Here is a 23,950-nt window from a genome sequence, read left to right on the forward strand (position 1 = left end):
TGGTTTATAAGATGTAGCCAACCCTGCGGGTTGGCTTTTTCTTGCACAGAGGGAACGCATGGGTAATCCACTTGGAGGAATACAAGCCTCAGCAGCGGTGCAGCAGATGCAGGCTCCCGGTGCGGCTGGTGAGAGCGCAGCTGGCAAGGCTGGGAAACTGTCAACCGGGCAGGGGGTAGAAGCCTCCAATCAGAAACCATCGATGCTTTCCACTGCCGATGCTGCGGAAGAACTTACCAGTTTGTTGGCTAAGTTCAAGAATCCAAAAGACATTGAAGCCGATAAGGGTAAATCGGCAAGTGCACGGCAGCTTGAATTAATTGAAAAAATCAAGAATGTTGAAGAAGTTCCTGAAACACAGGATTTCAAAAGACGCTTTCCTAAAGAATCAAAAGAGGATTACCGACAAGAAGACTATCTGAAAGGGGCCAAAGAGGAGTTCAAGGACCCTTACCACCAGTATCTTGCGCTTTATGAGATCGCTGTTGATTTTAAAGCCGATCCTGACGCCCTGCCTAAAGATGAAATTTTTAAAGCCATTGAAGCGCTTGAAAATGAGCATCCTCAATATATTGAGATTGGCAGAGAGATCTCAAACGCTGCTGGTAAACTGGCCGAGGACTACCATCCCGGTAAAACCCCGGATGAAGTTCGTTCGCAGCTATACGGTCATGTCAAGGATCATAAATCCCTCGGCGCAGCATTTAAAGACCTGACTAATAACCAGGGCGGGGTGGATGCAGATCCGGACAATAATCAGGTGGCGGCTGGTTTTGAGAACTCAGTTGATAGAAGGCTCAGGTTTTTGAGTGGTGAGTTGAATTCCATGACCTCCAAAACGGAAGACACCCACCTGCGCTCAGTGATTAATGATATGACGACCTTGAAAAGGCTGGTGGGTATCCATGATTGCTGTATGGAAACACAAGGGGAGATGAGAAGGCCACCGGTTAGTATTGGGCAATTTGATGGTCAGAAATATATGACCAATGTTCTGGATTTATTGGATCAACAGTTTGTTTCAGGAAGTGACTTTACCAATTTAATTAAGCAAATGGGGTTGAGTGAGCAGCCCGTTGAAGTCAGAACGGCCTTCATGAATAAGACCGCGACCTTGATTCGTGAGATTCCGGAAGAAATTTTTGCCAATGAACAAATTAAAGAAAGCCTGAGTCAAGCAATCCTGGAAGTACAGGATAATCTGGTTTTGGAAGAAGAAGGTTCGGTGAAGACGGATGAAAATTACGGCAAGGGTGGAGAAACCGAAGTCTCGGAGGATGCGTTAAAAGGTTTTCTTGGTTCAAACAGTATTATTGATGATTTGGGTCGTGAATTCAAAGGGGCTCAGGAACCAGATAATCCGTTTATGGCATCCACTGGTGTTCCCACTCTTGGAGCTGGAACGACGCAGCCTGAGCCTGCGGCACAGGGTGAAATGTCAACGACAGCAACTAATGCCACCGTTGATCCGGCAACAGCCACCTCCCCTGAGGTGACTGCCAAAGGAGGTGCCAATGGGGCAACCGAGGTGACGGCAAAGGGCAGCTTTGATGGGCTTTCCGATCAAGAGCTCATACAGAAACAGGATGAGTTACTGGATAAGGCCCGGGATTTGCATCAACGCAAGGATACCAACTTTGTTTTTGACTGCTCATTAACTGCATTGCAACATGCAGAAGAGAATGGTGTTGATATTATTGATGCGCTGAAAGATGTCGCCAGCCAACGGGGTAAAGCCTTTGCCAAAGATCTTAAAGTAGCTATTACACCCGAAGGGGAGGGCAGAGAACTGCAGCTTATCCCGCCAGATACCAAAGCGCTGGGAGAGTGGGTGAAAACTCATCCTGGTCAAAGTGTGAATGATCTGGTTCGTACGGCAATGGAAGTATTGAAAGAGGATCGTGGTCCGGATTTAGATCTTGAGCAGTTAGAAAACAATCTTGCCAGCCTTAAATCAACCATTGCTGAAATAGATTCGAAAATAAAGAAAAGGCCATCTAAATCCTTTCGAGACAGTGTGTCTCCTCACCTCAAAGAAGGTCCCTTCAGTGCTCGTTTGAAGTCGTTCTTTAAGCATCCGTTTGACCCTGTTAGTGAGCCAAAAACACGTCCGCTGGGTACTGATATCTTTGACCGGATGGAATACTCCCACACGTTCAGCATCAGGGCTGAGGAGAAGAGCCTGTCTGTTGAGTCAACCTGGGATGAGTCTGATGGTCAGGATGCCGCGGAGGGTATGCAGGTCCAGGCAACCCTGGATGCAACGGGAAATCAGGAGGTAGATGATGGAATGACGGTTGAAGCAACATTTGAGACTGACAATGCTTCAGTTCCGTCAATTCCTGCCAGGGGAACCGCAGCGTTTATTGCCGCTAAGGTTCAAGGGCAAGTGGAAGGGGAGTTATATGGTGATATTGGTGATGTCCTTAAAGATATCCAGTCAATGGCAGGGGACAAGGCTCAGTTAGAACAGTTACTTGGTTATATGGATCAAGCAAAAGAATCACAAATTGAAATACCTCTACTGGGTGGTAATGAAACCAGGATCGAGACGTACATCCAGTCACTGGTTGATCTTCAGGGGGCTCCGCGGATGAATCCGGGAGGATATGAGCCACCAGCGGGTGAAGTGAAAAGTTAAGGAGGACGAATGGATTGGCGTAATAGCGTAGTCTCTGAATTTGCTGAGGCCATGGGTATCAAGGGGTTCGATTTCGGTGATACCGGCGTAGCATGCTTTGAAATTGAGGGTGCCGGATCCTTTTATATGGAACAAAAGGAAGAGGGTGTTTTGATGTATCTGGCCCGGGAGATTGACCCCTTTAACAGCCTGCCCGTTTTAGAAAGTGCACTGGCAGAGTGCCATTACAAAAAGAGCTTTCCTTATCCCTTACAGGTAGGCCTTCAAGAAAATCAACTGGTTATCTGTTTGTTTGTGGATGATTCTGATTTCAACCGCCCCAGTGTGGAGCGCGCTATGCAGTTTTTGATGAACAAGGCAGATGAGCTAAAATTGTAAGATAAAAATATTAAAAAGGTGTTTTAAAACAGATAAGAGGATTTGAAGTACCTCAACCAATCAATAATGAATAGAGGTTACTATCATGGCGGACAATATTATCAAGACGGGTAATCTGGCAGATAAAGCGCTGGAAAAAACGCAGGAAGGCTTTGCCAATCCGAATCAACCAGAAGATGGGGCGGCAGGCCGTTTCGCCCAGCTGGTTTCGCCAGATGGAGCCTCGCAGGCGGCGAACGTTAAACCTATTGACGTGGCAGCTAATCCGGATGCCCCGGCCCTGACGCTGGGAGATAAGGTGCTTCAGGGAATGCAGGGTCTCAGGAATCATGTGGAAGGCAGGGCTGACCTGGTCAAGCAGCACCTGGCACCCGGTGAGGCGATGGGGATGAAGGATATGTTCAAAACTCAAATGGCTATGACCAATCTGATGATTACTGAAGACTATATTGGGAAGATTGTCAGTAAAAGTACTCAGACATTCGATACGCTGTTACGTAACCAGTAATTTTTTCTTTTCTGTAAGCTGAAGGAAAATAAGGTGATTTTTCTTCAGCTATCGTCATTGCCCCTCTCTTTTAAAACTATACTCGGTAAATCATAATTTTTCTTCGCAACTGGCCGTTAAATGTATGAGTAATTATATTTTAACGTGCATAAGGTTGGCTCGTCATGAAACAGGGGTTTGTCCAGAGCTTTAAGGTTACATTACTGTGTCTCATCGGTGTTTTATTGCTGGGGTGTAAGGTCGAGCTTTATTCAGGGCTTGATGAAAAAGAAGGTAATGAAATGCTTGCCATCCTTCTTGATAATGACATTCCCACTGAGAAGCTGGTGGATAAAGACAAAATTGTCACCATCATGGTGGAAAGCGGTAATGTTGCAAGATCTATCAAGATTTTGAGCAGTCTTGGTTTTCCGAAAGAAAAATACTCGTCGATCGGTGATATTTTTCCTAAAGATGGTTTGATTTCTTCCCCGACAGAAGAGCGGGCCCGTTATACCTATTCCATGTCACAGGAGCTTTCGTCAACATTGTCGATGATTGATGGTGTCGTGACTGCTCGTGTTCATGTGGTATTGCCTCAGGAGCAGGATAGCCTGACGGATGTCAACTACCCCTCATCAGCTTCAGTGTTTATCAAGTATACCCCTGAGCTGGAACTGGCGGGTCTGGTGCCGAAAGTAAAAACTCTGGTGGCAAACAGTATTGAGGGGCTTTCCCTGGAGAAGATCGCTGTTTCCCTGTTCCCGGCAACCCGCCTGAACTCTGGCAATTTTGACAGCCCATCAACAGAGACTGTGCTGTTTGTCGATGTTACTCCCGGTTCTGCAGGGGTTATTCGCATTGTTGTCTATGCTTTGATTCTCTTGCTGTTATTGGCCCTGGGAGCCGGTGGCTATTTCTTCTGGATGATGGAACAGAAGAAAAAGTCGAAGAAAAAAAAGGGTGATCGCAAATAGCGGATGATTTGCTCAAGACCACAATTATTTGTGGGACAGTGCATGTGCCGTTAAATGGTGACTCATTGGAGTGTATGGGGTTGGAGTGAAATGACCAATGAACAGTAACAATGTTTTTCAGGAACATAATGGAACAAGCCTGTTCAATCATATGGTTGAGTTTAACTTCTTTCCTGTTCGTTATGTGCATGCTAGCTGGCTTAAATCGGATAAACATTTCAAGTTACTGAAATCGCTTCAGACCAGTGTGCCTGCACAATTTAGTCTGTCAAACTACCTGCTGAGCAAGTTTGGCATCGCCAAGCAGTTTGATTATGACTTTGATCGCCCGGATAAAAGGATAGTATTTGCCAGTGCCGAAGAAATTGAACAGTTGGCTTTGTACATCGGGCTGATTCTCAACGAAGCCACTGTCCGGTCAGTGATTCGTCGTGATGAGCGTAAGGCGCTGGAGAAATGCCTGGGCGAAGAGGCCTACCGCTTTACCGTGAAAAAAGCGCAGTTTATCAGCCGTGCTTCAGAAAAAAATGGTCCCGGTGTACTCATTGACTGGAAACACCTGGATCGATTTAAAGCATTTCTGGAACTCAATGGCCGACAGGTTATTGCCACAGCGTTTTCTGATTTGCCCGGAGCCTTTCGGCAACGGTTGATATTAAAAATGCCCAGCAGCTGGAAGAAGACCTTGAGTTCACCAGGTGCCGGGGGACTGGACAAAGCCCAGTGTGTGAAGTTACTGGTAAAAACTCATAAAGAGGTGAATCGACAGTGGCGGCACCTGTTATCCTGAATAATGTCCAGCTGGAGCTGGATCCAACCTGCAAAGTGCTCAAGGCAGACGACTATGTTGTTTATCTTGAAGCCCAGGAAATTATTAAGGCAGCCCGGGAGCAGGCTGCCGGTATTACTGAGGAAGCCCGCCAGGCCTATGAGCAGGAAAAAAAACGCGGGTATCAGGAAGGTTTGGCGGAAAGTAAGGCTGAACAGACAGATCACATGTTGAAAGTGGTCAGCAGGACGATCAATTATCTTTCAGATATTGAAAATACCCTTGCGAATATCCTGCTTTCCGGGGTGAAAAAAATCATCGGTGAATTCGATCAGGAAGAGTTGGCCATAAGCCTGGTTAAAAATGCCCTGCAACATGTCAGAAATGAGAAACATGTCACCATCCGTGTGCCATCTGCTCAGTACAGTGCTGTTCAGGCGCGCCTGAATACCATTCTGGCGGAGTATAAAGGTGTTGGTTTTATTGATCTTGTAGCTGATCCCCGGCTCTCATCCGGTGATTGTATTATGGAGAGTGAAATCGGCGTTGTTGATGCCAGTGTTGATGTTCAGTTACGGGCATTACAGAAGCGGTTTGACAGTCTCCAATCATTAGCTGCGCGCAGTCGTGAGGCCGACATGGCTGACAAGGCTGAATAGCGAGTGCTCTGCAGATTGTCAGAGTACCCTGGCAGCTGTTGTTGGAAGAAGCCGCTGAGATAAGCAGTATATACCTCCGTTTGAGGCTTACCTTGTCCGGCAGGACATAATCAGGCAGGTATCTCCATTAAATTCCCCTATCTTTATCACTGAAATTTATATTCAGTAAAGGTACTTGCTTATGTCTGAATCCAGTCGTTCCACCGTAATTGGCAGTGCGTTAATTTTGTCAGGAACGGCCATCGGTGCGGGCATGCTTGCTTTGCCGCTGGTATCAGCCAGTACCGGGTTGATGCCGGTTATGATTATTTTTGCAGTGACGGCATTCTTCGCGGTTATCTCTGCCCTTTATGCCTTTGAGGCCAATGTTGCCATCAAGCCTGGCTGTAATTTGTATACCATGGCCAGCAGAACATTAGGGCGGATGGGGAAGGTGCTCTCTGCCATTGCCCCTCTCGGGCTTTTTTACGCATTGATGTCCGCCTACTTTGCCGGGGGCGGATCGTTACTGGCGCAGTACGCTCAAGCAGTGGTTCCCGGAGCTTCCGCTCAACTGTGCGTGATATTCTTTGCCCTGATTGCCGGAGCCTTTGTTTATTACAGCACCCGGGCAGTGGATCTTGTTAACCGTATCTTTTTCACCCTGATGATCGTTACTTTTATTCTTGCCCTGATGTCACTGGCACCTTCGGTGCGTTATGAGAGCATGATACATACGGCGAGGGTAGAGTATCTATCGGTTCTGGCGGCACTGCCGGTGATATTTACTTCGTTCGGTTATCATGGTGGCATTCCCAGCATTATCATTTATCAAAAGAAGCAGCTGCAGCATATTCCCCTTATTTTTTTGTTAGCGACCCTGATCCCGCTGGTGGTTTATATCTTGTGGCTGGTGGCGGTGATGGGGGTATTGCCCGAGGGCTTATTGCTGCAAATCAGTCAGTCAACCGGGGCAACGGCTCATTTAATTTCAGCATTAAGCAGTGATAAAAATGTACACACTATTCTGTACCTGTTTTCTGATCTGGCGTTATTGACATCCGTGTTGGGCGTTGCCCTTGGGCTGTTTGATTATCTTGCCAACTTATTGCAAAGGGCGGATACCCGCATTCATCGGCTGCAGACCGCCCTGGTGACCTTTATCCCACCGGTTATTATTGCCATTATGTTTCCGGATGGTTTTGTCGCCGCCCTGGGTTATGCGGCGGTTGCTCTGGCCATTCTGGCTATCCTTCTGCCTACGGCAATGGTCTATGTACTAAGAAAGCAACCGGCCTATGAAAACCCGTTTCGGGCACCCGGGGGAACGGTTTTGATGTCAACCTGTTTTGTATTTGGCTGTATCATCATTGTGTCTCAATTTATTTCGAGGCTATAGGTTTTTTTGTGTAAGTTAATAATTAAAAGTGAACCTTTGTTAATTAAACAATAAATCTGCGTGCCTTGTAATTTAAGCGGTTGTTTATAGTGGTTGATCCTGTTGGGTCGTCTTGAAATTACGGGTTTTCCGAAATGTTGATTTATTTTTGTTTTATATCAATGGCTTTAATTTCAGGTTTATATAAACTTCAGTTCTAGATTTTTAACCCTTCTCTTATTATTCATTTTGGCCAGTTCGCTGGCTGTCTCTGTTTGGGACCTTCCCGGAGATGGTGGTGAACGGCGGTAGAGGTTTGCGTATGCAGGTCATAAAGGCTGATGTAGCCATTGTCGGTGCCGGAGGTGCCGGTCTTCGGGCTGCGATTGCCGTTGCCGAAAAAAATCCTGAGCTTAAAGTGGCATTGATTTCCAAAGTCTACCCTATGCGGAGTCATACGGTGGCTGCAGAAGGCGGTTCAGCCGGTGTCATTCAGGATCATGACTCTCTGGAAAACCACTTTGTTGACACGGTGGCCGGTGGTGACTGGCTCTGCGATCAGGATGTAGTGGATTACTTTGTGTCCCACGCCACTGAAGAGATGATCCGCCTGGAGCACTGGGGCTGCCCCTGGAACCGAAAGGACGACGGTGACGTAAACGTTCGTGCTTTTGGTGGTATGAAGATTGAGCGCACCTGGTTTGCTGCCGACAAATCTGGCTTCCACATGTTGCACACATTGTTCCAGACGTCCACCAAGTACCCATCCATTGAACGATACGATGAGTATTTTGCCACTGACCTGATCATGGAAGATGGCCGTGCCCAGGGCGTTGTTGCTATCGAAGTGAAAACCGGCGAACCAAAAGTATTCCTGGCGAAGTCAGTGGTGCTGGCAACAGGCGGCTCTGGTCGTATTTTCCGTTTCAATACCAATGGTGCCATTGTGACCGGTGACGGTCATGCCATGGCCCTGCGTGCTGGCGCACCGCTGCGTGATATGGAGTTTGTTCAGTACCACCCAACCGGCCTGCCAGGCTCCGGTGTATTGATGACAGAAGGTTGTCGTGGTGAAGGCGGTATCCTGTTGAACAAGGATGGTTACCGTTACCTGCAGGATTATGGCCTGGGGCCAGAGACTCCGGTTGGTCAACCAAAGAACAAATACATGGAACTGGGCCCGCGTGACAAGCTGTCCCAGGCCTTCTGGCAGGAGCAGCGCAAGGGCTGCACCATTGAAACGCCACTGGGTGATGCGGTACACCTCGACCTGCGCCACCTTGGCGAACAGAAGCTGATTGAGCGTCTGCCACTGATCTGTTCCCTGGCGAAAAACTACCTGGGAGTGGATCCGGTTCATCAGCCAATTCCGGTTCGTCCTGCGGTTCATTACACCATGGGTGGTGTCAGAGCGGACATCAACTGTGCCACCGATCTGGCCGGTCTGTTCGCTGCCGGTGAATGTGCCAGCGTCGGTATGCACGGTGCTAACCGTCTCGGTTCCAACTCTCTGGCAGAGACCGTGGTCTTCGGTAAGGTTGCCGGTGAAAGTGCGGCGGATTTTGCCAGCCAGAACGTCATGTCTGATGAACGCAAGTTGCTGGATCAGGCGAAAGCGCACCTGGCAGCCATCGAAAGCCTGCGTAATGCCAATGGTACTGAGAAAGCATCGCACCTGCGTCACGAAATGGTGAAAACCATGGAAGACAGCTTTGGTATTTATCGGGTGGGTGAAGAGATGCAGGCCGGTCTGGACAAGATCTCCGAACTGCGTGAGCGCTTCAAAAACGTCAAGGTGGAAGACAAGAGTAAGGTCTTCAATACCGAACTGCTGCAGGCCTTTGAACTGCAAAGCTCCCTGATGGTTGCTGAGTGTATGGCCATTGGTGGTGTTGAACGTAAGGAGTCCCGTGGTGCGCACCAGCGTATTGATGGCTTCGAAGCCCGTGATGATGTCAACTTCCTGAAACACTCCGTCACCTTCTATAACGGTGATGCCAAGCCTCGTCTGGAATATGAAGACGTGAATGTAACCCGCTTCCAGCCAGAAGAGCGCGTCTATGGCGCGGCGGCTGAGAAAAACGGTGAAGGGAAGTAAGGAGGCCCCATGAGTGATAAAACCATAACCATCGAGATTCTGCGTTATAACCCGGAAACCGATGACAAGCCGACATTTGGCACTTTCACTATTCCTTATGTGGAAGCCTGGTCCATGCTGGATGCCCTTGAGCATATCAAGGATGAACTGGATTCCAGCCTGGCTTACCGCTGGTCCTGCCGTATGGCGGTGTGTGGCAGCTGTGGCATGGTGATCAACGGTACACCAAAGCTCGGCTGCGAAACCTTTCTGCGGGATTACTATCCGAACCCCATTCGGGTTGAGCCACTGGCTAACTTCCCGATTGAAAAGGATCTGGTGATTGACTCAGAAGACTTCATCAAGAAACTGGAGTCAGTGAAACCGTACATCATCAATGCGATGGAGAAGCCGGTTGAGGAAGGAGTGAATAAACAGACGCCTCAGCAGCTGGGCCTTTATAAGCAGTTCTCCATGTGCATTAACTGCATGCTCTGCTACTCCGCGTGTCCACAGATGGGCTTGAACCCACTGTTTACCGGTCCTGCGGTGATCGCCCTGGGCCACCGCTATAACCTGGACAGCCGTGATGATGGCTATGAACAGCGTACCGAAGTGATTCAGGGCAAGAATGGTGTCTGGTCCTGTACCTTTGTGGGTTACTGTTCTGAGGTTTGTCCAAAGAATGTTGACCCGGCCGCTGCCATCAACCAGAACAAACTGCAGGGTTCTCAGGATTGGGCGCTCTCTTTCCTGATGCCACGTAAAGGAGACAAGTGATGAGTCGTCGCCCCTATGTGCGTCCCATGAAGCGCACCTGGTATATGGATCATCCCTTCTACCGCCAGTACATGATCCGGGAATCCTCCTGTGTATTTGATGGCCTCTATGCCATCAACCTGTTTGTCGGTCTGATGCAGCTGGTCAAGGGTGAAGCCGCCTGGAATAGCTGGCTTGCCTTCCAGGCCAACCCGTTAATGATTCTGTTTACCGTGGTTACCCTGGGTCTGACTATTTACCATGCCGTCACCTATTTCGATATGACGCCCCGCGTTCTGCCACAGCAGATTCGTAAAATGGTAAAAGACAGTGTGGTTAACAAATTGATGTACGTTGGCCTGGCAGTGGTTTCTGCCATCATTCTGGCTGCGGCCACCATGGGACTTTGACGGGGATAGGAGTGGGAACATGAGTAATAAACGCCATATCGAACCTCTGTTGTGGAGTCTGTTTGGGGCTGGTGGTACCACTATCGCCTTTTTCTTTCCGGCCATTATTTTTGTGGTTGGTCTGGGCGTGCCTCTGGAAATTATTCCGGCAGAAGCGCTCTCTTATGAGCGAATGTCTGCGTTCTTTCTGGAGAGCTGGATTGGCAAGCTGGCACTGATGGTGGCTTTGGTGCCTTCTTACTGGGCCTGTATTCACCGTATTTACCACGGTGCTCACGATCTGGGTTTCCACCCGGGGGTTGGGGTAAAAATGGCCTGTTATGGTGGTACGTTGATTCTCAGCCTGGCAACCATTGCTTTATTGCTGGTCTGATCAGGTTTTATGAGGGGGCTGAGTAAGCCCCTTTTTTTGGCATAAAAAACTAGGAAGCTTGTTCAGAGCGTTGGCTTTTTTCCTGAAGATAATTTTGCTCGATGCGCCGTTGATTGCGTGCCTGAGCGATTTTTTCCGCTAATGTCGGGTCTCTTGTCAGTAACTCTTCCTGCTCGAACATCACTTGATTGATCTGCTCGTGAATTTTCTGGGTGATGCTATTGACCATTTGATTACGATTCGCCGCGGTTAGCGAGTGTGTCTGGATAAAGCTGTCCACCGCCATTCTGATCATGGAACCCAGCGGGCTGTCATGTTCATCGGACTTTTGGAGAATAAGATCGAGACTGCCCAGGTTTTCGAGTGTCATGATGTGAGTCCTGCGGTTAGGTAAGTAGTGGTTCCCTTTGCATAGAGTCTCGCAAAGTGATTGCATATTTGCTGATGAATCTCTTTGGGCAGAGGACTGACTGTTTTTATTGCGGCCAGAACTTTTTCCAGTTGGTCCGTTGTTTTACAAGCAAGAATTGCGGGCAGAACACCGCCCCATTGGCCTTGTTCTGTCAGTGCTTTGATCATTTCCAGATGATCAGGTGATAAAGACTCAACCTGACGTTGGCCAACGGCCAGATTGCTGGTTGCATTAGCGGTTCTGTCCGATTGGGGAGTTGCCCTGGTTTCACTGACCTCCCGTCCTCTATGACTGGCTTTGTTATTAGCAGGGGAGGGAGCCTCTTGTGCAGGTATATAAGACGTCTGGTTGTCGCCAGTTATTTTTGGAGGCATCTTTTCCATCCCCGGTTTGCCATCATAGAATGTTTTGTAAGTTTTTTGCCTTGTTTACGAGTAAGATAATTTATCGGCGGCTTCAGCTTTATTTCTACCGGAAGCTGCCAGTTTATCCGGGAGAGTCTGCATGCAGAAAATAGTGGTGGTGACCGGCGTTAGCCGGGGGCTGGGTCTGGAACTGTGTCGTCAATATCTTGCGCAGGGTGCCAAGGTTTATGGTTGTTGCCGCTCTCCGGAACAGTCGCAGAAACTGCTGGAGCTGAAACGCAGTGCTGGTTATCAGTTTGAGCTGGTTCCCCTGGATATTACCCAGCCCGGAATGATCCATAACCTGCAGTATGTGATTGAAGAGCCCATTGATATCCTGATCAATAATGCCGGAATTTATGGCCCTTTCGGTCTGTCTTATGATGAGGTGACTGTTGATTCATGGATGGAGGTTTTGCGAGTTAATTCGGTGGCCCCGATGATGGTTACGCAGGCACTGGTGGAAAAAGTAGCCCAGAGTCATGAGAAAAAAATCATCATGATGTCCAGCAAAATGGGCAGTATGGGGGACAATCAGAAAGGCGGGAGTTATATCTATCGCTCTGCCAAAGCCGCATTGAATGCGGTGGCTAAAAGTCTGGCTATTGACCTTGCCGGGAAGGGTATCAGTGTTGGTGTATTGCATCCGGGCTGGGTTCAGACGGATATGGGGGGCGTAAATGCTCCGATTGATACGGAAACATCCATCAGGGGCGTGCGCAAGGTTATTGATCAACTTTCTTTGAAAAACAGTGGCCAGTTCATCAATTATGATGGATCAGTGATTCCCTGGTAAGTTGATTAACCGGTGAAATTTGCATGCAATCTATTGTTCAATCGCTACACTTTTTTGCCCGTTATGGCTTGAGCCTGACGGTTTTGTTTCTATTGTCTGCTATCCCCTCTGAAATTGCAGGCTTTTACCTCCAACAGTCTTTTGCTGGCAATAGCGAGATAAGTGGTGGGTTTGCAGATCTGTTTGCATCAGTGTTGATAGAACCGCTGGCAACGGGGGCAGCGATTTTCTTTATTGAGAGTCGTGATCAGGGCGAGAAGCTAAGCCTTTATGACAGTTTAATAAAGTCGGCGGGTATCTATTTTCCGTTGGCGACCAGTTACCTGATCGTGTTTGTATTAGTCATGCTTGGGTTTAGCCTCTACCTGATACCGGGATTTTATCTGCTGTACAAATTGATGTTTGTGGAGTTTCGGGTTGCCCTTAAGGGTGAGCCTCCAGTGGAGGCTATTCAGGCAAGCTTTAATCAGACGAAGCAGCAGTGGTCCCTGTTATTACTGCCTTTTACTGTATTGCTGTTCACTCTGCTGTTCTCACAATTCCTTATTAGCTATCTATTGATGAGCCCTGAGAATGTACTGTGGTTACAGGTTATGGGTGGTGTTCTGGAAGCGCCCTTTATGGCGTTTGCCGTTGTGGTTGGCTTTCGGCTGTTCAGCTTGACCAGTCAGCGGCCTTTATAGTTTGGGATACAGGGCTTCGATGCTGTTAAACGTATCCTGCAGTTCAAGAAAAAGAGGGTCATAACGTTCCGGTTCCACTTGTTGCCCTGACTGCTCAAGGTCTCCGGCAAGTATTGCCAGTTGCTCCGCCCCGACGATTGCAGCACCACCTTTAATCCGGTGGGCAAAGTTGACAATAAGGGGCGTTTGCTGATTGTTGACCGCTGCTTTCAAATTCAGGATGTCTTCCCGGGTGCTCTGAAAAAACGTTGATAACAACTCTTCCAGCAGGACTTCATCACCGTCGGTGATTTGATGTAAATTTTCCAGATTGATCATAAAAACTTCCTGTACAAATTAAAGATAAATTAGTTTTTCGCCATTAAACGGCAGTGCTTTAGTCAGCAGCCTGTTCCATAACGTATGTTTTTACCGGTGTTGCGATAAGCAGGCCTGAAAAGTTCTCACCTTTTTCACTGCTTGCTATAGTCATCCGTTGCAGAGTTACAAATGTCTTTTGAATCGCTCAAGAACAGCTTGGATAGCCCGGTCGAACACGGGATTCTCTTCCATAATACGGACAGAACCGTCTTTAATTTCCTTTTTGAGTTCACTTCCAGAGCGCTCCGCAACACGCATCCCCGAGCTGTTGACAAAAATATATCGATGACGGTCTTTACTGAGCCGGGCAAGTTTGCAGCTGAGGCGGTGTGAGTCACCTTCGCCAATAAACTCAACCCACTGGCCCGGGTAAAGTCCATCAATAATGACCGGGGTAAATGCGGGTAAATGCTCCTGAGCATCAGCCACTTCGGTCTGTTCATCCGGAAGCAGCTCAAGCTCCTGAGAGGGTTCGGTTGCCTCTGGGGCGGATTCAGACTGGAGCTCTTTCAGACTGAGCCCGGACTGTTCGCAGGAAAGAATTATCTCCTCTGAGTCTTCTTCCGTGAGACTTTCTGTCTTAAAGTCAATGGCATGGTCAACGTCGGAGTCTGTTGCCTGAACCTCTTCTGGTGGTTCGTTGAGTGCAGCAGGATGACTTTTTGAACTCTCAGGCTCTGGTTCCAGAATGACATCCAGATTGGTTTGAAATCCATCAAGACAATCCTGAAATACGTCCGGGTTTTCACTGTGGTCAGAGATGATGGTGCGTATAGTATGCTCAATCAGTAGCAGCACATGCTTGCTCAGTTGAGAATCCCGGCAATACAGCATGCCTGCAGACGTTAAGTCATTTAATAAGAGACGGGCCGGGTGCTTTTTATCGGTTAAAAAAGCATCGTTCAGAATCGCCTGTTTTAAAATCGGGATTTGCAATAGGGCTATGGTTTTTTTTACGTCATCAGGCAGGTTGTGATCATCCAGAATGAACTCAAACAACCAGCCGACCATATTGATAAGGTCTTCATGATGGCGTGAGAGTTTTGAATTAACGCCTTGTATTTCCAGGGCATCTATGACCGAGGTGTGCAGGTTTCTTATTGACACGTGCTGCTCAAGAACATCCAGTTGCAGTGAGCTGAGGACACTGGCCAGATCAATAGCCTTGACCCGGTTAGCTTTGGCCTCAGGGATGAGTTCATCTTCTGCCAGCATGTCTTCCAGCCGGGATACTAGCTTCTCAGCAAAACTATCCAGAAACTGAGGGTTTCCCATATCTGAATAGTAACTCTGCTGAGGCGCTGGTTGTGTTTGATCTGTGGGGCGGGATGAAGATAGTGGATGATGGGTTGGGTCGGAGGCTGGGTTTGCTTGCAATCGCTCAACCGGAGATGAATGTTTGGGTCCCAGCCCTTTATGGATTATTAACTGGTCGACTTTAAGCCAGAGCTCATCAGCCGCATTATTAAGATGACTGGCAAACCAGCAAAATAATTGTTGTTCAATATCACGGTCTGGATGGAGACTTTCCAGAGCCAAGGCAAAACTTTCGCAGATGCGCTCCGGGGTGGCAGGATAAGTACCGTCATGCCGGGGATAGGTGCTCTCAAGACTGCTTTTGATTCGGCAAATACGTTCAGAGTTGTTACTGCTCTCAAAATTGTTGGTTGCAGAAAGCCAGAGGAGTTGGTGATCAAGTTCAGAATTGTCGAGTAATTCAAGGGTTAAGACACCTTCTTGTGGTGCGGGCTGTTCACTGTCTGCACTGGTCAAATGATCGAGGAAGCTTTTCTTGATGAAAGATTCAGACTTTGTCAAACGGTTTTTGATATCGATCCAGCGCATCATATCCTGATCGTTTTTGATATCCTCCAGATTAGTATTTAATTTGGTAAGTAGAACAGGAAACAGCGTGTCGGACTCGGGGTAAATAATTTCTTGGACCAACTGATTTAATTCAGAAAAAAAAACACTTTGCAGTGGCTTGTTATCACCACCTGGGCTGAGCGGAAAAATGCTGGAAGGCTGAATTGACATGCTGGCCACATCCCTGTACTGCACAATGTCATCTGCAGGGTATGGAATACCCGCAGAGACCACCCATATCACTTTACTAAATATAATTATATTGAGAACTTTTGATTATATTAAGTAGCTATTAATGGGGCGTTTTAACTACCTTCGGCCAAAAAAATGACATCGGGTCAGAGTGCTATCCCTGTCTGAGTTCTTTGGCTATTTCCCTGGCTTTATCAAGGGCTTTGTTGAAGCCGTTTTTAAACAGGTTTTCACGAATCTGTCGCTGAAGTTCTTCCGGCGTAATCTCTCCATCTTCCACCGCTGTTTCAGCAAGCTTATTGTCCTCCTTGTTTTTTACCAGGTTTGAAAACTCCTGTGACTGCATCGGATCAATACGATCTACCGGTTTGACATTACCTACCTGGCCCGAGTTATCAGAGGGTAGGTTTTCGACATCCTTATTGGTAATAAGTGACATGGTCTGGCTCTCCGTTGCCCAGTGCAAGCTGGCTGCTGATAATTGATGAGAATATCGCCATATCTGGCGGCATTGTCAGCTAATGCTTTAATCCTTATAAAGCTCAGTTTAGATTATGAACAGAGATTATAAAAAGGTAGAAGGCCCGGTTTTTTGTTTGATAATGCCTACTGACTGAATGAGCTGACAGCTGGTCTGAAGATCGTAAAGCCACCTGTATCACCGCCGACAACTGAAACTAGTACAGCCGGGAGAATACTATGAGCGGTGAGCATTTTACGTTAACGATCAGTCAAAGCACGTCTGATGCCGGCGATTTTGCCATACATATGAAAGAACCTGATAAACCTGAGCAGTTGTTAGTTCATTTAAGGTTTATGCCATTGGCTATGTTCGATGAGGCGTATCTGGATGATCTTGTCGGTGTGATGGCAAGGAAGCTGGCAAAAAGAATAATTGAATGGCGTGTAGCTCCCGATGACCCTGATGCAATGGATGCCTGTCAAAATGAGGCTCGTGCCGTCGTTCAGGAAGCTTTGGAAAAAATGAAAAAAAATTCAGGCTAAGCATTGGCCATTAAGTCATGCGTTAAACTCCCTATAGGCTAAACAGGGGGCTGTCGGTATTTTGTAGCGTTTTTGATAACGAAATAACTCGCTATGGACATGACCCGCTTCGTGAATACTTTTGGCCGTTACCTTCGGCAGAAGTACGGAGAAAAAGTACACAAAGTTTCGGTGAATGCGTCGTTTACCTGCCCAAACCGTGATGGTACTAAAGGTATTGGTGGTTGTACGTTTTGTAATAACGCTTCCTTCAGTCCTGGCAGCACTAAAGCGGGAGAAATTTCTGAGCAGATTCGACAGGCTCAGGAAAAGGTGAGTGCCCGAACGGGTGCCAGAAAGTTTATCGCTTATTTTCAGTCCTACAGTAATACCTACGGTGCTCCGGAAGATCTCAGGCGCTATTATGATGAGGCCCTGGCTCAGCCCGGTGTGATAGGGCTTGCCGTGGGAACCCGGCCTGACTGTGTGCCGGATCCGGTGTTACAACTGTTGTCGGATTATCAGGCGCAGGGGTATGAGGTCTGGCTGGAACTGGGCCTTCAATCAAGCTTTGATCCTACGCTTGAAGCCATTAACCGAGGCCATAACTTCAGCGATTATGAAGATGCAGTGATCCGAGCCAAACGCTATGGTCTGAAGTTGTGTACTCATCTGATCGTTGGCCTTCCGGGGGAAGAACCTGAAGACAGTCTGGTAAGTTTTGACCGGGTTATTGCTTTAGGTGTTGATGCCATCAAGATTCACCCACTTCACATCGTTAAAGGCACTCAACTGGCCCGACAATGGCGTAAAGAGCAGGTCCGGGAGTTATCCATGGAATCCTACACGGATGTGCTGACAAAGATGATCGTTCGGGCTCCAGAGGGATTACTGTTCCATCGACTGACCGGTTCCGGGGAAAGGCAATACCTGCTTTCACCAGAATGGGCAATGTATAAGTGGGACGTACTTGCCATGCTGTATAAAAAGTTAGAAGCAAATTGTCAGACATCCAATTGAGTCAGTGAATCAGCGCAGTTAGTTGGTAAACGGCGGAAAATAATCAACTACGCCACCAGATAAGTGATTAGCAGGATTGTTCTGGTTGTGATAGCTGATTAAAACATTTGTCCAGCTCTGTTACTCTGTCAGCCTAAGCCTGGCTCATTTTATGGGTTGGTTCCCGCTAAGGAGGGAGCTGCCCCTTCATTCGTTCTCTGGCTCCCTGAAAACACTGTGATAGTTGACTGCATTGCTTGCCAGTTTTTTGCCACGAGTCAGTGGTTTCATAGCCAGCTCCTGACCACGCACCCTATCTACCTGCTTTGCTTTCTTTTAAGCCCAGACCATAAGCACAGCGAGATTGACGTGATGAGAGCAAAGTATGATTTTAGTCAGGGTGAAAAAAAACTTACGCCAAGCAGCTGAAAAAAGCAGATGACCATTCGCATCGATGAGGATGTGATTGATCATTTTAATGCTATGAGCGTTTATAGTGAAATAATTTTTCTAACAGTTGGGTAGTGAGCGGCTCATTTACCACTGTGCAGATTCCAAAATTATGTTTTCCCAAAGCATTAAAATCTACAGCGCTGACACGATCGCTTAGATTACTTGCTTTGGTGAAATCAATTATTCTTTGCATGAGTATTTGGGCTTGATTAAAATCTTGGACCTGAATGAGCAGCTTTTGATTATTTTGGTAGTAATAGGCTCCAAGAATGTTCAATTTATTATCGCCGTTCAGTATCATTTGTATTATTTTAGATATTAAAAAGTTCTGAACGAGATGTTTCGGATTGTCCTGAAATAATTTGTCAGAATTTTTTAAAGATTCATCTCCATTGTCATTTTTTGCAGGTCTGAAAAGTGAATCAGTATCCACAGTACTCCCCTGATGAGCTTGCACAGATCTGGCGCTCAGGGAGGGAGGCTGAACTTCTTTACTTCTTGCAGGGACAAGATAGCTTGCATCCTTGATTATCGATTCAAGCAACAGATGTTTACCATTATCGTCCTTAACAATAATCGCAATATAGCCGGGGCAGTCAAAATTGAATGGTTCTGGTGGCTCGAAATTACCCCCCCGGTATTTCCTGTTAACGGCTGTTGTTGAAACAACCTCGGCACCCTCTTCATCAATGATGGCATGAATTTTTTGACGCATGTCCAGATGATCATGCCTTGTTTTACCTAGTTTCGATAACATGTCTGCCGTTATTTTAATATCGCTGAGCTTGCCAATTTCGTTAAGTAATGAAGTGTCAGTACTGTCTATTTTCATTTTAGGCAGTTTCAAGGTGATTTTTTGCTCTCTCGCTTCCAGTGCTTGGTCAATCAGTTGGTGAAGTGTTTCAGTATCAAGATGATTAATACCAGCTGATGAACTATTGACAGGTGTTATTGCAACAAAATAAAGCTTTGCGGTGTCGTGTTGAAATGGTTTTGCGATCGCCGCATAATCTTTTGTAAAGGCATATTTTAATTTCATGGGTTCAGATTTCATCATTTCGACTTCGGCTATCTTGCCATCTGAACACTGAAATCTGGAGGGTACAGTTTTAAATTTATCAAAAGCATCAGCCCAAATCGCTTCTAAACAAAAAACATTACCCATAGAGACGTTGACATCATCACGTTCATCAGGGGTGAACAAGCTGGATATGCGACCTTTGGTTATAGATTTGATGAATGTATCAGTCACATCGGCTACTTTGTCATGTGCCGTAATTTCCAGTTTCATTGTGTTGTAATATTTGGACAAAATTTTAGTAAGGTTACTATCATGACAATGATCCTCTGAAGCAAAATAGTTCACAATAAAACACTGTGAGTTCTTATCGACAGTGTAATTCAGGCAGAATTGACCCAGTTGTTTGTGGATTTCTTTTTCCAGTGCGGTTGTTAATCGAAGGGGTTGGTTTGTCATGCCCAGAATTTTTTCCTTCACGCCAGCATCATCAATGGCAGCCAACAACATGCCCAGTGCTGAAGCCAGGCTTTCGGTGGATAACGCTGTGCTGCGATTGCCAGCAGGATCTATTAGTGCAAAGGATAATTGCCGAATGCGGTTCTGAACAATAGTTTTTGCACAATCACTGAGGTCGTCAGGTTGAGTTTCGTTGATGATAACTTCCTGGACTCCGTAAGGATTAACGGGGAAAGTACTGGCTGAATTGATCATTATAATATTTCCTTGTTTAAAATTTATTATCTTGGACAGCTTTCCGAGGTTTAAGGTTCCAAAAACTGACCACAGTTAATCATTTGCTTTCATGTAAGTCACTAACAGGTTTGTTGATGGTGCTAACCTTGATTTTTCTGTCAACGATTGTTGACGTTCTTTTGGTTTGGATGAATTGGTACTATTGTTCAGGTAATATTTCTTGCACCTGAGTGTGAGAAAAAGCAAGCAGTAAGTCTATGAATGAGTCTGAATCTCTTTTGATAGAAAGATATTCATACGATTGTTTTGATTTCTTGATAATTAGCGGGTTAAGCATTTAAAAATACAGTCACAATTGTATGCATGATGCAATTTAATAGGCAATGAATTTACTCTTGAATAGATAGGTTGCCTGAAAGAACAGTATATTCTCTGTTTCTTGCTGAATGATATCCTCTAAAAATTCAGGATTACAGGGCTATTAATTCCCTTGTTTCCATCATTGCTTTAGAATAGTTTGTGCTGGTTTAGTAAGAGTCATTGAGTTTTAAAGATGGTTTGGAGTTTTCTTGTTATGAAATCATATAAATGTCTTTAATAAGAAATAAGAATAATAAAATCTTCCGGGTTTTGAAGGAAAAGTTATATTTGATATTATAATTCATCTGCAAAGATGTTCGGGGCTTTCATCTTGAAGTCCCCTTTACAAAATCAAGCATGCTAAATGGATTAGATAAACTTAAACTTCAGCTTGGTTGGATAATCCTCGGCACATCAAGTCCTATCAATGGGTTACAGGTATATCAATAAAGCCCATGGTACTTTTGCCGATGTTTTACCTGATAGCTGACTATCAGGATAATGATATGCATATAGACTTGGGTAATGGTTACTGCCTCAGAAGGTTCCTTTATGGCGATGCGATCTCTCTGGCCAAACATGGTAACAACGCCAAGATAGCCAGAAACCTTCGGGATACTTTTCCACACCCTTATACCATAGAGCATGCGAGAGCCTGGGTTCAGCATGTCAAGGAGCATGAGACCAGAACCCGCTTTGCTATTGACTGTGGTGGTGAGGCTATTGGTGAGATCGGGTTTGTTGTTCAGCTGGATGTTCATCGCTTTGGCGCAGAGATTGGCTTTTGGGTGTCAGAGGATCATTGGGGTAAAGGCATTATGACCGAAGCACTCTCTTATGTGTGCCAGTATGCATTTGATGAGATGGGGCTGGTTCGTATTTTTGCTGATGTGCAGGCCGGGAATGATGGCTCTCGCCGTGTGCTGGAGAAGTGTGGCTTTGAGCTTGAAGGTGTGATGAAAAAGCATGTCTATAAAGAAGAGCAGTTTATTGACCAACTGGTTTTTGCGTTAGTTCGTTAATCGTTCTTTTTCTCTGCTTCTCCTTCTTTCGTACAGCATAACTTCTACCCCGTTCTGGGTTAGAAGCTATGCTGTACGAAAGTAAGAGAGAAAAAATAAGAGCTGATTTGATTGCTATCGGAGATTTTGCGCAGAAAGCATACCTGCCAATTCTTACTGAGCACTCCACTCATCATCCGTCCATAACGCCTGTTCTCTACCTCGAAGCAGTGATTTAATCAATGAAATTCAAAGTAAATATCGGCTAATTAACTTTTGCGGTGGTGATAAGCCGCTGATTCATTTTAATGGGGATGTTGATTAAAGGTGCGATTGTCAGAAACATCCGTCCTCATCTACTGGCTGATACCAACTGCCAGCAGATTGAGAAGCACCTCCGGTACGGTTATGACCTTGCTTACAGGGAGATACGGCCCAGTGGTTGAACGGTAATCTCTTCCGTTAACTCCTGGTGTGAAAGCACTGCCAGGTCATACACTTCCAGCTCCAGAAGTTTTCGGACATAGCGGCGTATATCCATCGAAGTAATCAGGACGGGCTTATGCTCAAGATGGCCGATTTTGCCAACAGAGTGTTTAACATTTTCCACAAACTGGGCAGAGGTCGATGGGTCAAGCGCCAGGTAGCTGCCTGCTGAAGTCTGGCGGATACCGGAGCGGATGGTATCTTCGACATCCTGGTCAAGCAGGTATACTGGCAGCATATTTTTGCCGTTAGAGTATTTGTAGCTGATGTAGCGCTTTAATGATGAGCGGACATACTCGGTTAACTGAACCACCTCTTTCTCCTTGTGTCCCCAGACAACCAGGGATTGCAGGATGGAGCGGAGGTTCCTGATGGAAATATCTTCGGATACCAGGCGCTGGAATATCTCGGTGATCTTGTTAACAGGTAACAGCCTTTGGACTTCCTTAATCAGTTCGCCAAAACTGCTTTCCATTTTTTCCAGCAGGTAGCGTGTTTCCTGAATGCCCACAAAATCTTCAGCATATTTTTTCAGGACATGTGCCAGGTGGTACGTCAGGATTTTTGAGGAATCCATAAAGTTGACATTGTTGCGCTCAAGTTTGTCCTGCTGGCCTTCAATGACCCAGAGAGAGTCCAGGCTGGGCAGAAACGGATCGCCAACTTCATAAGGGATCTTCAGCATGTCCAGATGTTCATTACTCTCTCTCACGAACAGCGAGCCTGGTTTGAAATAGCCCGATGCGACGGGAACTTCCTGCAGCAGTATGCTGTAGGTGTTCTCATCCATGGCGTCATTAAACCGCAGATGTATACCGGGAAAGGGAACCCCGAGATCCATGTACAGTGATTTCCGGACTTTAAGCAGCTCTTCATTCAGGGAGGTTGTGTTCAGGCTTTTCTGAACAGAGGTAGGGACATCAATAATCAAGGGCAGAGTCTGGGTGAACTCTTCCTGCTGATCCAATCTGGATTTGGCCTCACTGGGTGATTCTGTTGCTGCGGCCATGGCCGGAATGCCGCCATCTTCCTCAGCTGTCCGGGCTTTTTCCACTTTCCTCATCAGAAAGTAGCCACCGCCACCAATGGCAGCAGCAAGAGCCATGAAAGTCAGTGTCGGGAAGCCGGGGATCAGGGCAAAGCCGAGTAACAGTGCTCCGCCAACCATTAGGGCCTTTGGTTTATCGGTAAGCTGAGTGCCTATCTCATTACCAAGGTCCTTGGCATCTTCGTTGGATACACGGGTGACTATAATACCGGCGGTAATGGATATCAGCAGGGCTGGTATCTGGGAGATAAGTCCATCCCCTACGGTTAAGATGGCGTAGAGCTGGAGAGCTTCACCGCCACTCATACCATTACCGGTACCGATAGCGACACCAGCAGTAATGTTGACAAAGATGATGATCAAACCGGCAATGGCATCACCTTTTACGAACTTCATGGCTCCATCCATCGAACCAAACAGCTGGCTTTCTTTGGTCACCAGCTCACGACGGCGCTGGGCTTCTTCCATTTCGATGGCCCCGGCCCGAAGGTCAGCATCGATACTCATCTGCTTGCCAGGCATACCGTCCAGAGAGAAACGGGCGCTGACTTCTGCTACACGTTCCGAACCCTTGGTGATGACCAGGAATTGGACAATGGTGATGATAAGGAAGATAACGACACCAACGACCAGGTTACCCCCTACCACAAAGTTACCGAAGGTATAGACAATCTCACCGGCATCTGCCTGAAGAAGGATCAGACGGGTAGTGGTAATGGACAGAGCCAGACGGAAGAGGGTCGTTATCAGCAACACCCCCGGAAAGGATGAGAATTCCAGGGGCGACTTCAGGTAGATGGAGGTCATCAGAAGTATGGTGGAAATCCCCATGTTCAATGCAATAAGGAAGTCCACCAGGGGGGTTGGCATGGGCAGAATAATAAGCCCGATGATGGATACCAGCAGGCCTGCCAGTACCAGATCATTTCTGCCGCCAAAATTCAGCCCGGGTAACAGTTGTGCCATGAGAGGTGCGCCGCTGCTATGGGGCTGGCTATGGTCTTGAAGATCAGCGGCTCAGTGCAGCTTTTCTCTTCTTGAGCAGGGCTCGCCCCTTGATCCATTTAATAGCCCGAATATCACCACCGGGCTTTGCGTATTTTAGAAAATTATCGGCTGCGCGAATGGATTCTTCAGGCCGTTCTGCCTGTAAGTAGGCGTAGCTGAGCATGCGATAAATATCGGGGTTTTTCTTGTCTATTGACATCAGTGCTTCTAACAGAGCGATGGATTTTCTGGGCTGCTGGTATTCAAGATAATAGGACGCCTGTGACAGCATCCAGGTTTTTAATGACTTATCCATTT

24 protein-coding genes are annotated in these 23,950 nt (G+C 46.8%); 16 read left to right on the forward strand and 8 right to left on the reverse strand.

Going from position 1 to position 23,950, the window contains the following annotated elements; genetic code table 11:
* Positions 1–58 precede the first annotated feature (58 nt).
* The 11 genes from ACO6VE_RS08820 to frdD all read left to right on the forward strand — a co-directional run bounded on the left by ACO6VE_RS08820 (position 59) and on the right by frdD (position 10,887).
* The gene (locus ACO6VE_RS08820; RefSeq protein ID WP_422460870.1) at positions 59–2,641 is read left to right on the forward strand and encodes a TyeA family type III secretion system gatekeeper subunit; all 2,583 of its coding nucleotides are present in this window, start codon (positions 59–61) and stop codon (positions 2,639–2,641) included.
* 9 nt (positions 2,642–2,650) lie between these two features.
* Positions 2,651–3,019 carry a hypothetical protein gene (locus ACO6VE_RS08825; protein ID WP_101745965.1) on the forward strand — a complete coding sequence of 123 codons (369 nt, stop codon included), beginning with the start codon at positions 2,651–2,653 and terminating at the stop codon, positions 3,017–3,019.
* A gap of 85 nt (positions 3,020–3,104) precedes the next feature.
* Entirely contained in the window at positions 3,105–3,527 is a 423-nt protein-coding gene (locus ACO6VE_RS08830; RefSeq protein ID WP_101745964.1) for an EscI/YscI/HrpB family type III secretion system inner rod protein, read from the forward strand.
* Positions 3,528–3,691: 164 nt separating this feature from the next.
* Positions 3,692–4,483, forward strand: a complete 792-nt coding sequence (gene sctJ, locus ACO6VE_RS08835) for a type III secretion system inner membrane ring lipoprotein SctJ (protein ID WP_101745963.1) — start codon at positions 3,692–3,694, stop codon at positions 4,481–4,483.
* Between the two features lie 97 nt (positions 4,484–4,580).
* Positions 4,581–5,273, forward strand: a complete 693-nt coding sequence (locus ACO6VE_RS08840; RefSeq protein ID WP_422449519.1) for a SctK family type III secretion system sorting platform protein — start codon at positions 4,581–4,583, stop codon at positions 5,271–5,273.
* Positions 5,252–5,911 carry an HrpE/YscL family type III secretion apparatus protein gene (locus ACO6VE_RS08845; RefSeq protein ID WP_209199951.1) on the forward strand — a complete coding sequence of 220 codons (660 nt, stop codon included), beginning with the start codon at positions 5,252–5,254 and terminating at the stop codon, positions 5,909–5,911. Before ACO6VE_RS08840 ends, ACO6VE_RS08845 begins: the two co-directional genes overlap by 22 nt.
* Positions 5,912–6,092: 181 nt before the next feature.
* The gene (locus ACO6VE_RS08850) at positions 6,093–7,289 is read left to right on the forward strand and encodes an amino acid permease (RefSeq protein ID WP_422449517.1); all 1,197 of its coding nucleotides are present in this window, start codon (positions 6,093–6,095) and stop codon (positions 7,287–7,289) included.
* A gap of 277 nt (positions 7,290–7,566) precedes the next feature.
* Complete coding sequence (frdA, locus tag ACO6VE_RS08855) at positions 7,567–9,366, forward strand: fumarate reductase (quinol) flavoprotein subunit (RefSeq protein ID WP_422460872.1); 1,800 nt, start codon at positions 7,567–7,569, stop codon at positions 9,364–9,366.
* A gap of 9 nt (positions 9,367–9,375) precedes the next feature.
* On the forward strand, positions 9,376–10,125 hold the full coding sequence (locus tag ACO6VE_RS08860; protein WP_163369413.1) for a succinate dehydrogenase/fumarate reductase iron-sulfur subunit: 750 nt from the start codon (positions 9,376–9,378) through the stop codon (positions 10,123–10,125).
* Positions 10,125–10,514 carry a fumarate reductase subunit C gene (locus ACO6VE_RS08865; RefSeq protein ID WP_101745957.1) on the forward strand — a complete coding sequence of 130 codons (390 nt, stop codon included), beginning with the start codon at positions 10,125–10,127 and terminating at the stop codon, positions 10,512–10,514. The genes ACO6VE_RS08860 and ACO6VE_RS08865 overlap by 1 nt, the downstream gene beginning before the upstream one ends.
* A 19-nt stretch (positions 10,515–10,533) precedes the next feature.
* A complete protein-coding gene (gene frdD, locus ACO6VE_RS08870; protein ID WP_422449511.1) occupies positions 10,534–10,887 on the forward strand; it encodes a fumarate reductase subunit FrdD in 354 nt (117 codons plus the stop codon).
* A 49-nt stretch (positions 10,888–10,936) separates the two neighbouring features.
* On the opposite strand, the gene ACO6VE_RS08875 is transcribed toward frdD, so the two are convergent.
* On the reverse strand, positions 10,937–11,257 hold the full coding sequence (locus ACO6VE_RS08875; protein ID WP_422460874.1) for a hypothetical protein: 321 nt from the start codon (positions 11,255–11,257) through the stop codon (positions 10,937–10,939).
* Positions 11,254–11,673 carry a hypothetical protein gene (locus ACO6VE_RS08880; protein ID WP_422449507.1) on the reverse strand — a complete coding sequence of 140 codons (420 nt, stop codon included), beginning with the start codon at positions 11,671–11,673 and terminating at the stop codon, positions 11,254–11,256. The genes ACO6VE_RS08875 and ACO6VE_RS08880 overlap by 4 nt, the downstream gene beginning before the upstream one ends.
* A gap of 130 nt (positions 11,674–11,803) precedes the next feature.
* Here ACO6VE_RS08880 and ACO6VE_RS08885 point away from each other — a divergent pair, with 130 nt between their 5' ends.
* Together ACO6VE_RS08885 and ACO6VE_RS08890 are read left to right on the forward strand one after the other, a co-directional pair.
* A complete protein-coding gene (locus ACO6VE_RS08885; RefSeq protein WP_422449505.1) occupies positions 11,804–12,499 on the forward strand; it encodes an SDR family oxidoreductase in 696 nt (231 codons plus the stop codon).
* Positions 12,500–12,522: 23 nt separating this feature from the next.
* Positions 12,523–13,182 carry a hypothetical protein gene (locus ACO6VE_RS08890; protein ID WP_422460876.1) on the forward strand — a complete coding sequence of 220 codons (660 nt, stop codon included), beginning with the start codon at positions 12,523–12,525 and terminating at the stop codon, positions 13,180–13,182.
* Here the strand turns inward: ACO6VE_RS08890 and ACO6VE_RS08895 are convergent.
* From ACO6VE_RS08895 to ACO6VE_RS08905, 3 genes are all read right to left on the reverse strand, one after another.
* Positions 13,177–13,500: an Hpt domain-containing protein gene (locus tag ACO6VE_RS08895; RefSeq protein ID WP_209199942.1), complete on the reverse strand. Its 324-nt coding sequence runs from the start codon at positions 13,498–13,500 to the stop codon at positions 13,177–13,179. The two genes, ACO6VE_RS08890 and ACO6VE_RS08895, sit on opposite strands and share 6 nt — an antisense overlap.
* 165 nt (positions 13,501–13,665) lie before the next feature.
* The gene (locus ACO6VE_RS08900) at positions 13,666–15,579 is read right to left on the reverse strand and encodes a DUF1631 family protein (RefSeq protein ID WP_422460878.1); all 1,914 of its coding nucleotides are present in this window, start codon (positions 15,577–15,579) and stop codon (positions 13,666–13,668) included.
* Between the two features lie 175 nt (positions 15,580–15,754).
* Positions 15,755–16,039, reverse strand: a complete 285-nt coding sequence (locus ACO6VE_RS08905) for a hypothetical protein (protein WP_101744768.1) — start codon at positions 16,037–16,039, stop codon at positions 15,755–15,757.
* Positions 16,040–16,299: 260 nt separating this feature from the next.
* Here ACO6VE_RS08905 and ACO6VE_RS08910 point away from each other — a divergent pair, with 260 nt between their 5' ends.
* On the forward strand, positions 16,300–16,605 hold the full coding sequence (locus ACO6VE_RS08910; protein WP_163369420.1) for a hypothetical protein: 306 nt from the start codon (positions 16,300–16,302) through the stop codon (positions 16,603–16,605).
* Between the two features lie 93 nt (positions 16,606–16,698).
* On the forward strand, positions 16,699–17,604 hold the full coding sequence (locus ACO6VE_RS08915; RefSeq protein ID WP_422449498.1) for a TIGR01212 family radical SAM protein: 906 nt from the start codon (positions 16,699–16,701) through the stop codon (positions 17,602–17,604).
* Between the two features lie 460 nt (positions 17,605–18,064).
* Here the strand turns inward: ACO6VE_RS08915 and ACO6VE_RS08920 are convergent, their stop codons facing one another.
* A complete protein-coding gene (locus tag ACO6VE_RS08920) occupies positions 18,065–19,768 on the reverse strand; it encodes a serpin family protein (RefSeq protein WP_422460880.1) in 1,704 nt (567 codons plus the stop codon).
* An 848-nt stretch (positions 19,769–20,616) separates the two neighbouring features.
* On the opposite strand from ACO6VE_RS08920, the gene ACO6VE_RS08925 reads away from it, so the two are divergent.
* Positions 20,617–21,132, forward strand: coding sequence for a GNAT family N-acetyltransferase (locus tag ACO6VE_RS08925; protein WP_163369423.1), 516 nt, complete (start codon positions 20,617–20,619; stop codon positions 21,130–21,132).
* Positions 21,133–21,529: 397 nt separating this feature from the next.
* Here the strand turns inward: ACO6VE_RS08925 and sctV are convergent, their stop codons facing one another.
* Positions 21,530–23,611 carry a type III secretion system export apparatus subunit SctV gene (sctV, locus tag ACO6VE_RS08930; RefSeq protein ID WP_101744773.1) on the reverse strand — a complete coding sequence of 694 codons (2,082 nt, stop codon included), beginning with the start codon at positions 23,609–23,611 and terminating at the stop codon, positions 21,530–21,532.
* Positions 23,612–23,654: 43 nt separating this feature from the next.
* Positions 23,655–23,948, reverse strand: coding sequence for a hypothetical protein (locus ACO6VE_RS08935; RefSeq protein ID WP_269673303.1), 294 nt, complete (start codon positions 23,946–23,948; stop codon positions 23,655–23,657).
* Positions 23,949–23,950 lie beyond the last annotated feature (2 nt).

This window comes from Endozoicomonas sp. ALB115, assembly GCF_049310245.1.
Lineage (GTDB): Bacteria > Pseudomonadota > Gammaproteobacteria > Pseudomonadales > Endozoicomonadaceae > Endozoicomonas.

Bases quoted from the DNA above. Each gene is read 5' to 3' on its own strand.
- ACO6VE_RS08880 (WP_422449507.1), bottom strand. From the start codon at position 11,673: ATGCCTCCAAAAATAACTGGCGACAACCAGACGTCTTATATACCTGCA.
- ACO6VE_RS08830 (WP_101745964.1), top strand. From the start codon at position 3,105: ATGGCGGACAATATTATCAAGACGGGTAATCTGGCAGATAAAGCGCTG.
- ACO6VE_RS08885 (WP_422449505.1), top strand. From the start codon at position 11,804: ATGCAGAAAATAGTGGTGGTGACCGGCGTTAGCCGGGGGCTGGGTCTG.
- ACO6VE_RS08890 (WP_422460876.1), top strand. From the start codon at position 12,523: ATGCAATCTATTGTTCAATCGCTACACTTTTTTGCCCGTTATGGCTTG.
- ACO6VE_RS08895 (WP_209199942.1), bottom strand. From the start codon at position 13,500: ATGATCAATCTGGAAAATTTACATCAAATCACCGACGGTGATGAAGTC.
- ACO6VE_RS08935 (WP_269673303.1), bottom strand. From the start codon at position 23,948: ATGGATAAGTCATTAAAAACCTGGATGCTGTCACAGGCGTCCTATTAT.
- ACO6VE_RS08925 (WP_163369423.1), top strand. From the start codon at position 20,617: ATGCATATAGACTTGGGTAATGGTTACTGCCTCAGAAGGTTCCTTTAT.
- frdD (WP_422449511.1), top strand. From the start codon at position 10,534: ATGAGTAATAAACGCCATATCGAACCTCTGTTGTGGAGTCTGTTTGGG.
- ACO6VE_RS08860 (WP_163369413.1), top strand. From the start codon at position 9,376: ATGAGTGATAAAACCATAACCATCGAGATTCTGCGTTATAACCCGGAA.
- sctJ (WP_101745963.1), top strand. From the start codon at position 3,692: ATGAAACAGGGGTTTGTCCAGAGCTTTAAGGTTACATTACTGTGTCTC.
- ACO6VE_RS08920 (WP_422460880.1), bottom strand. From the start codon at position 19,768: ATGATCAATTCAGCCAGTACTTTCCCCGTTAATCCTTACGGAGTCCAG.
- ACO6VE_RS08820 (WP_422460870.1), top strand. From the start codon at position 59: ATGGGTAATCCACTTGGAGGAATACAAGCCTCAGCAGCGGTGCAGCAG.
- ACO6VE_RS08900 (WP_422460878.1), bottom strand. From the start codon at position 15,579: ATGTCAATTCAGCCTTCCAGCATTTTTCCGCTCAGCCCAGGTGGTGAT.
- ACO6VE_RS08840 (WP_422449519.1), top strand. From the start codon at position 4,581: ATGAACAGTAACAATGTTTTTCAGGAACATAATGGAACAAGCCTGTTC.
- ACO6VE_RS08915 (WP_422449498.1), top strand. From the start codon at position 16,699: ATGGACATGACCCGCTTCGTGAATACTTTTGGCCGTTACCTTCGGCAG.
- ACO6VE_RS08905 (WP_101744768.1), bottom strand. From the start codon at position 16,039: ATGTCACTTATTACCAATAAGGATGTCGAAAACCTACCCTCTGATAAC.
- ACO6VE_RS08875 (WP_422460874.1), bottom strand. From the start codon at position 11,257: ATGACACTCGAAAACCTGGGCAGTCTCGATCTTATTCTCCAAAAGTCC.
- ACO6VE_RS08825 (WP_101745965.1), top strand. From the start codon at position 2,651: ATGGATTGGCGTAATAGCGTAGTCTCTGAATTTGCTGAGGCCATGGGT.
- ACO6VE_RS08850 (WP_422449517.1), top strand. From the start codon at position 6,093: ATGTCTGAATCCAGTCGTTCCACCGTAATTGGCAGTGCGTTAATTTTG.
- sctV (WP_101744773.1), bottom strand. From the start codon at position 23,611: ATGGCACAACTGTTACCCGGGCTGAATTTTGGCGGCAGAAATGATCTG.
- ACO6VE_RS08910 (WP_163369420.1), top strand. From the start codon at position 16,300: ATGAGCGGTGAGCATTTTACGTTAACGATCAGTCAAAGCACGTCTGAT.
- ACO6VE_RS08865 (WP_101745957.1), top strand. From the start codon at position 10,125: ATGAGTCGTCGCCCCTATGTGCGTCCCATGAAGCGCACCTGGTATATG.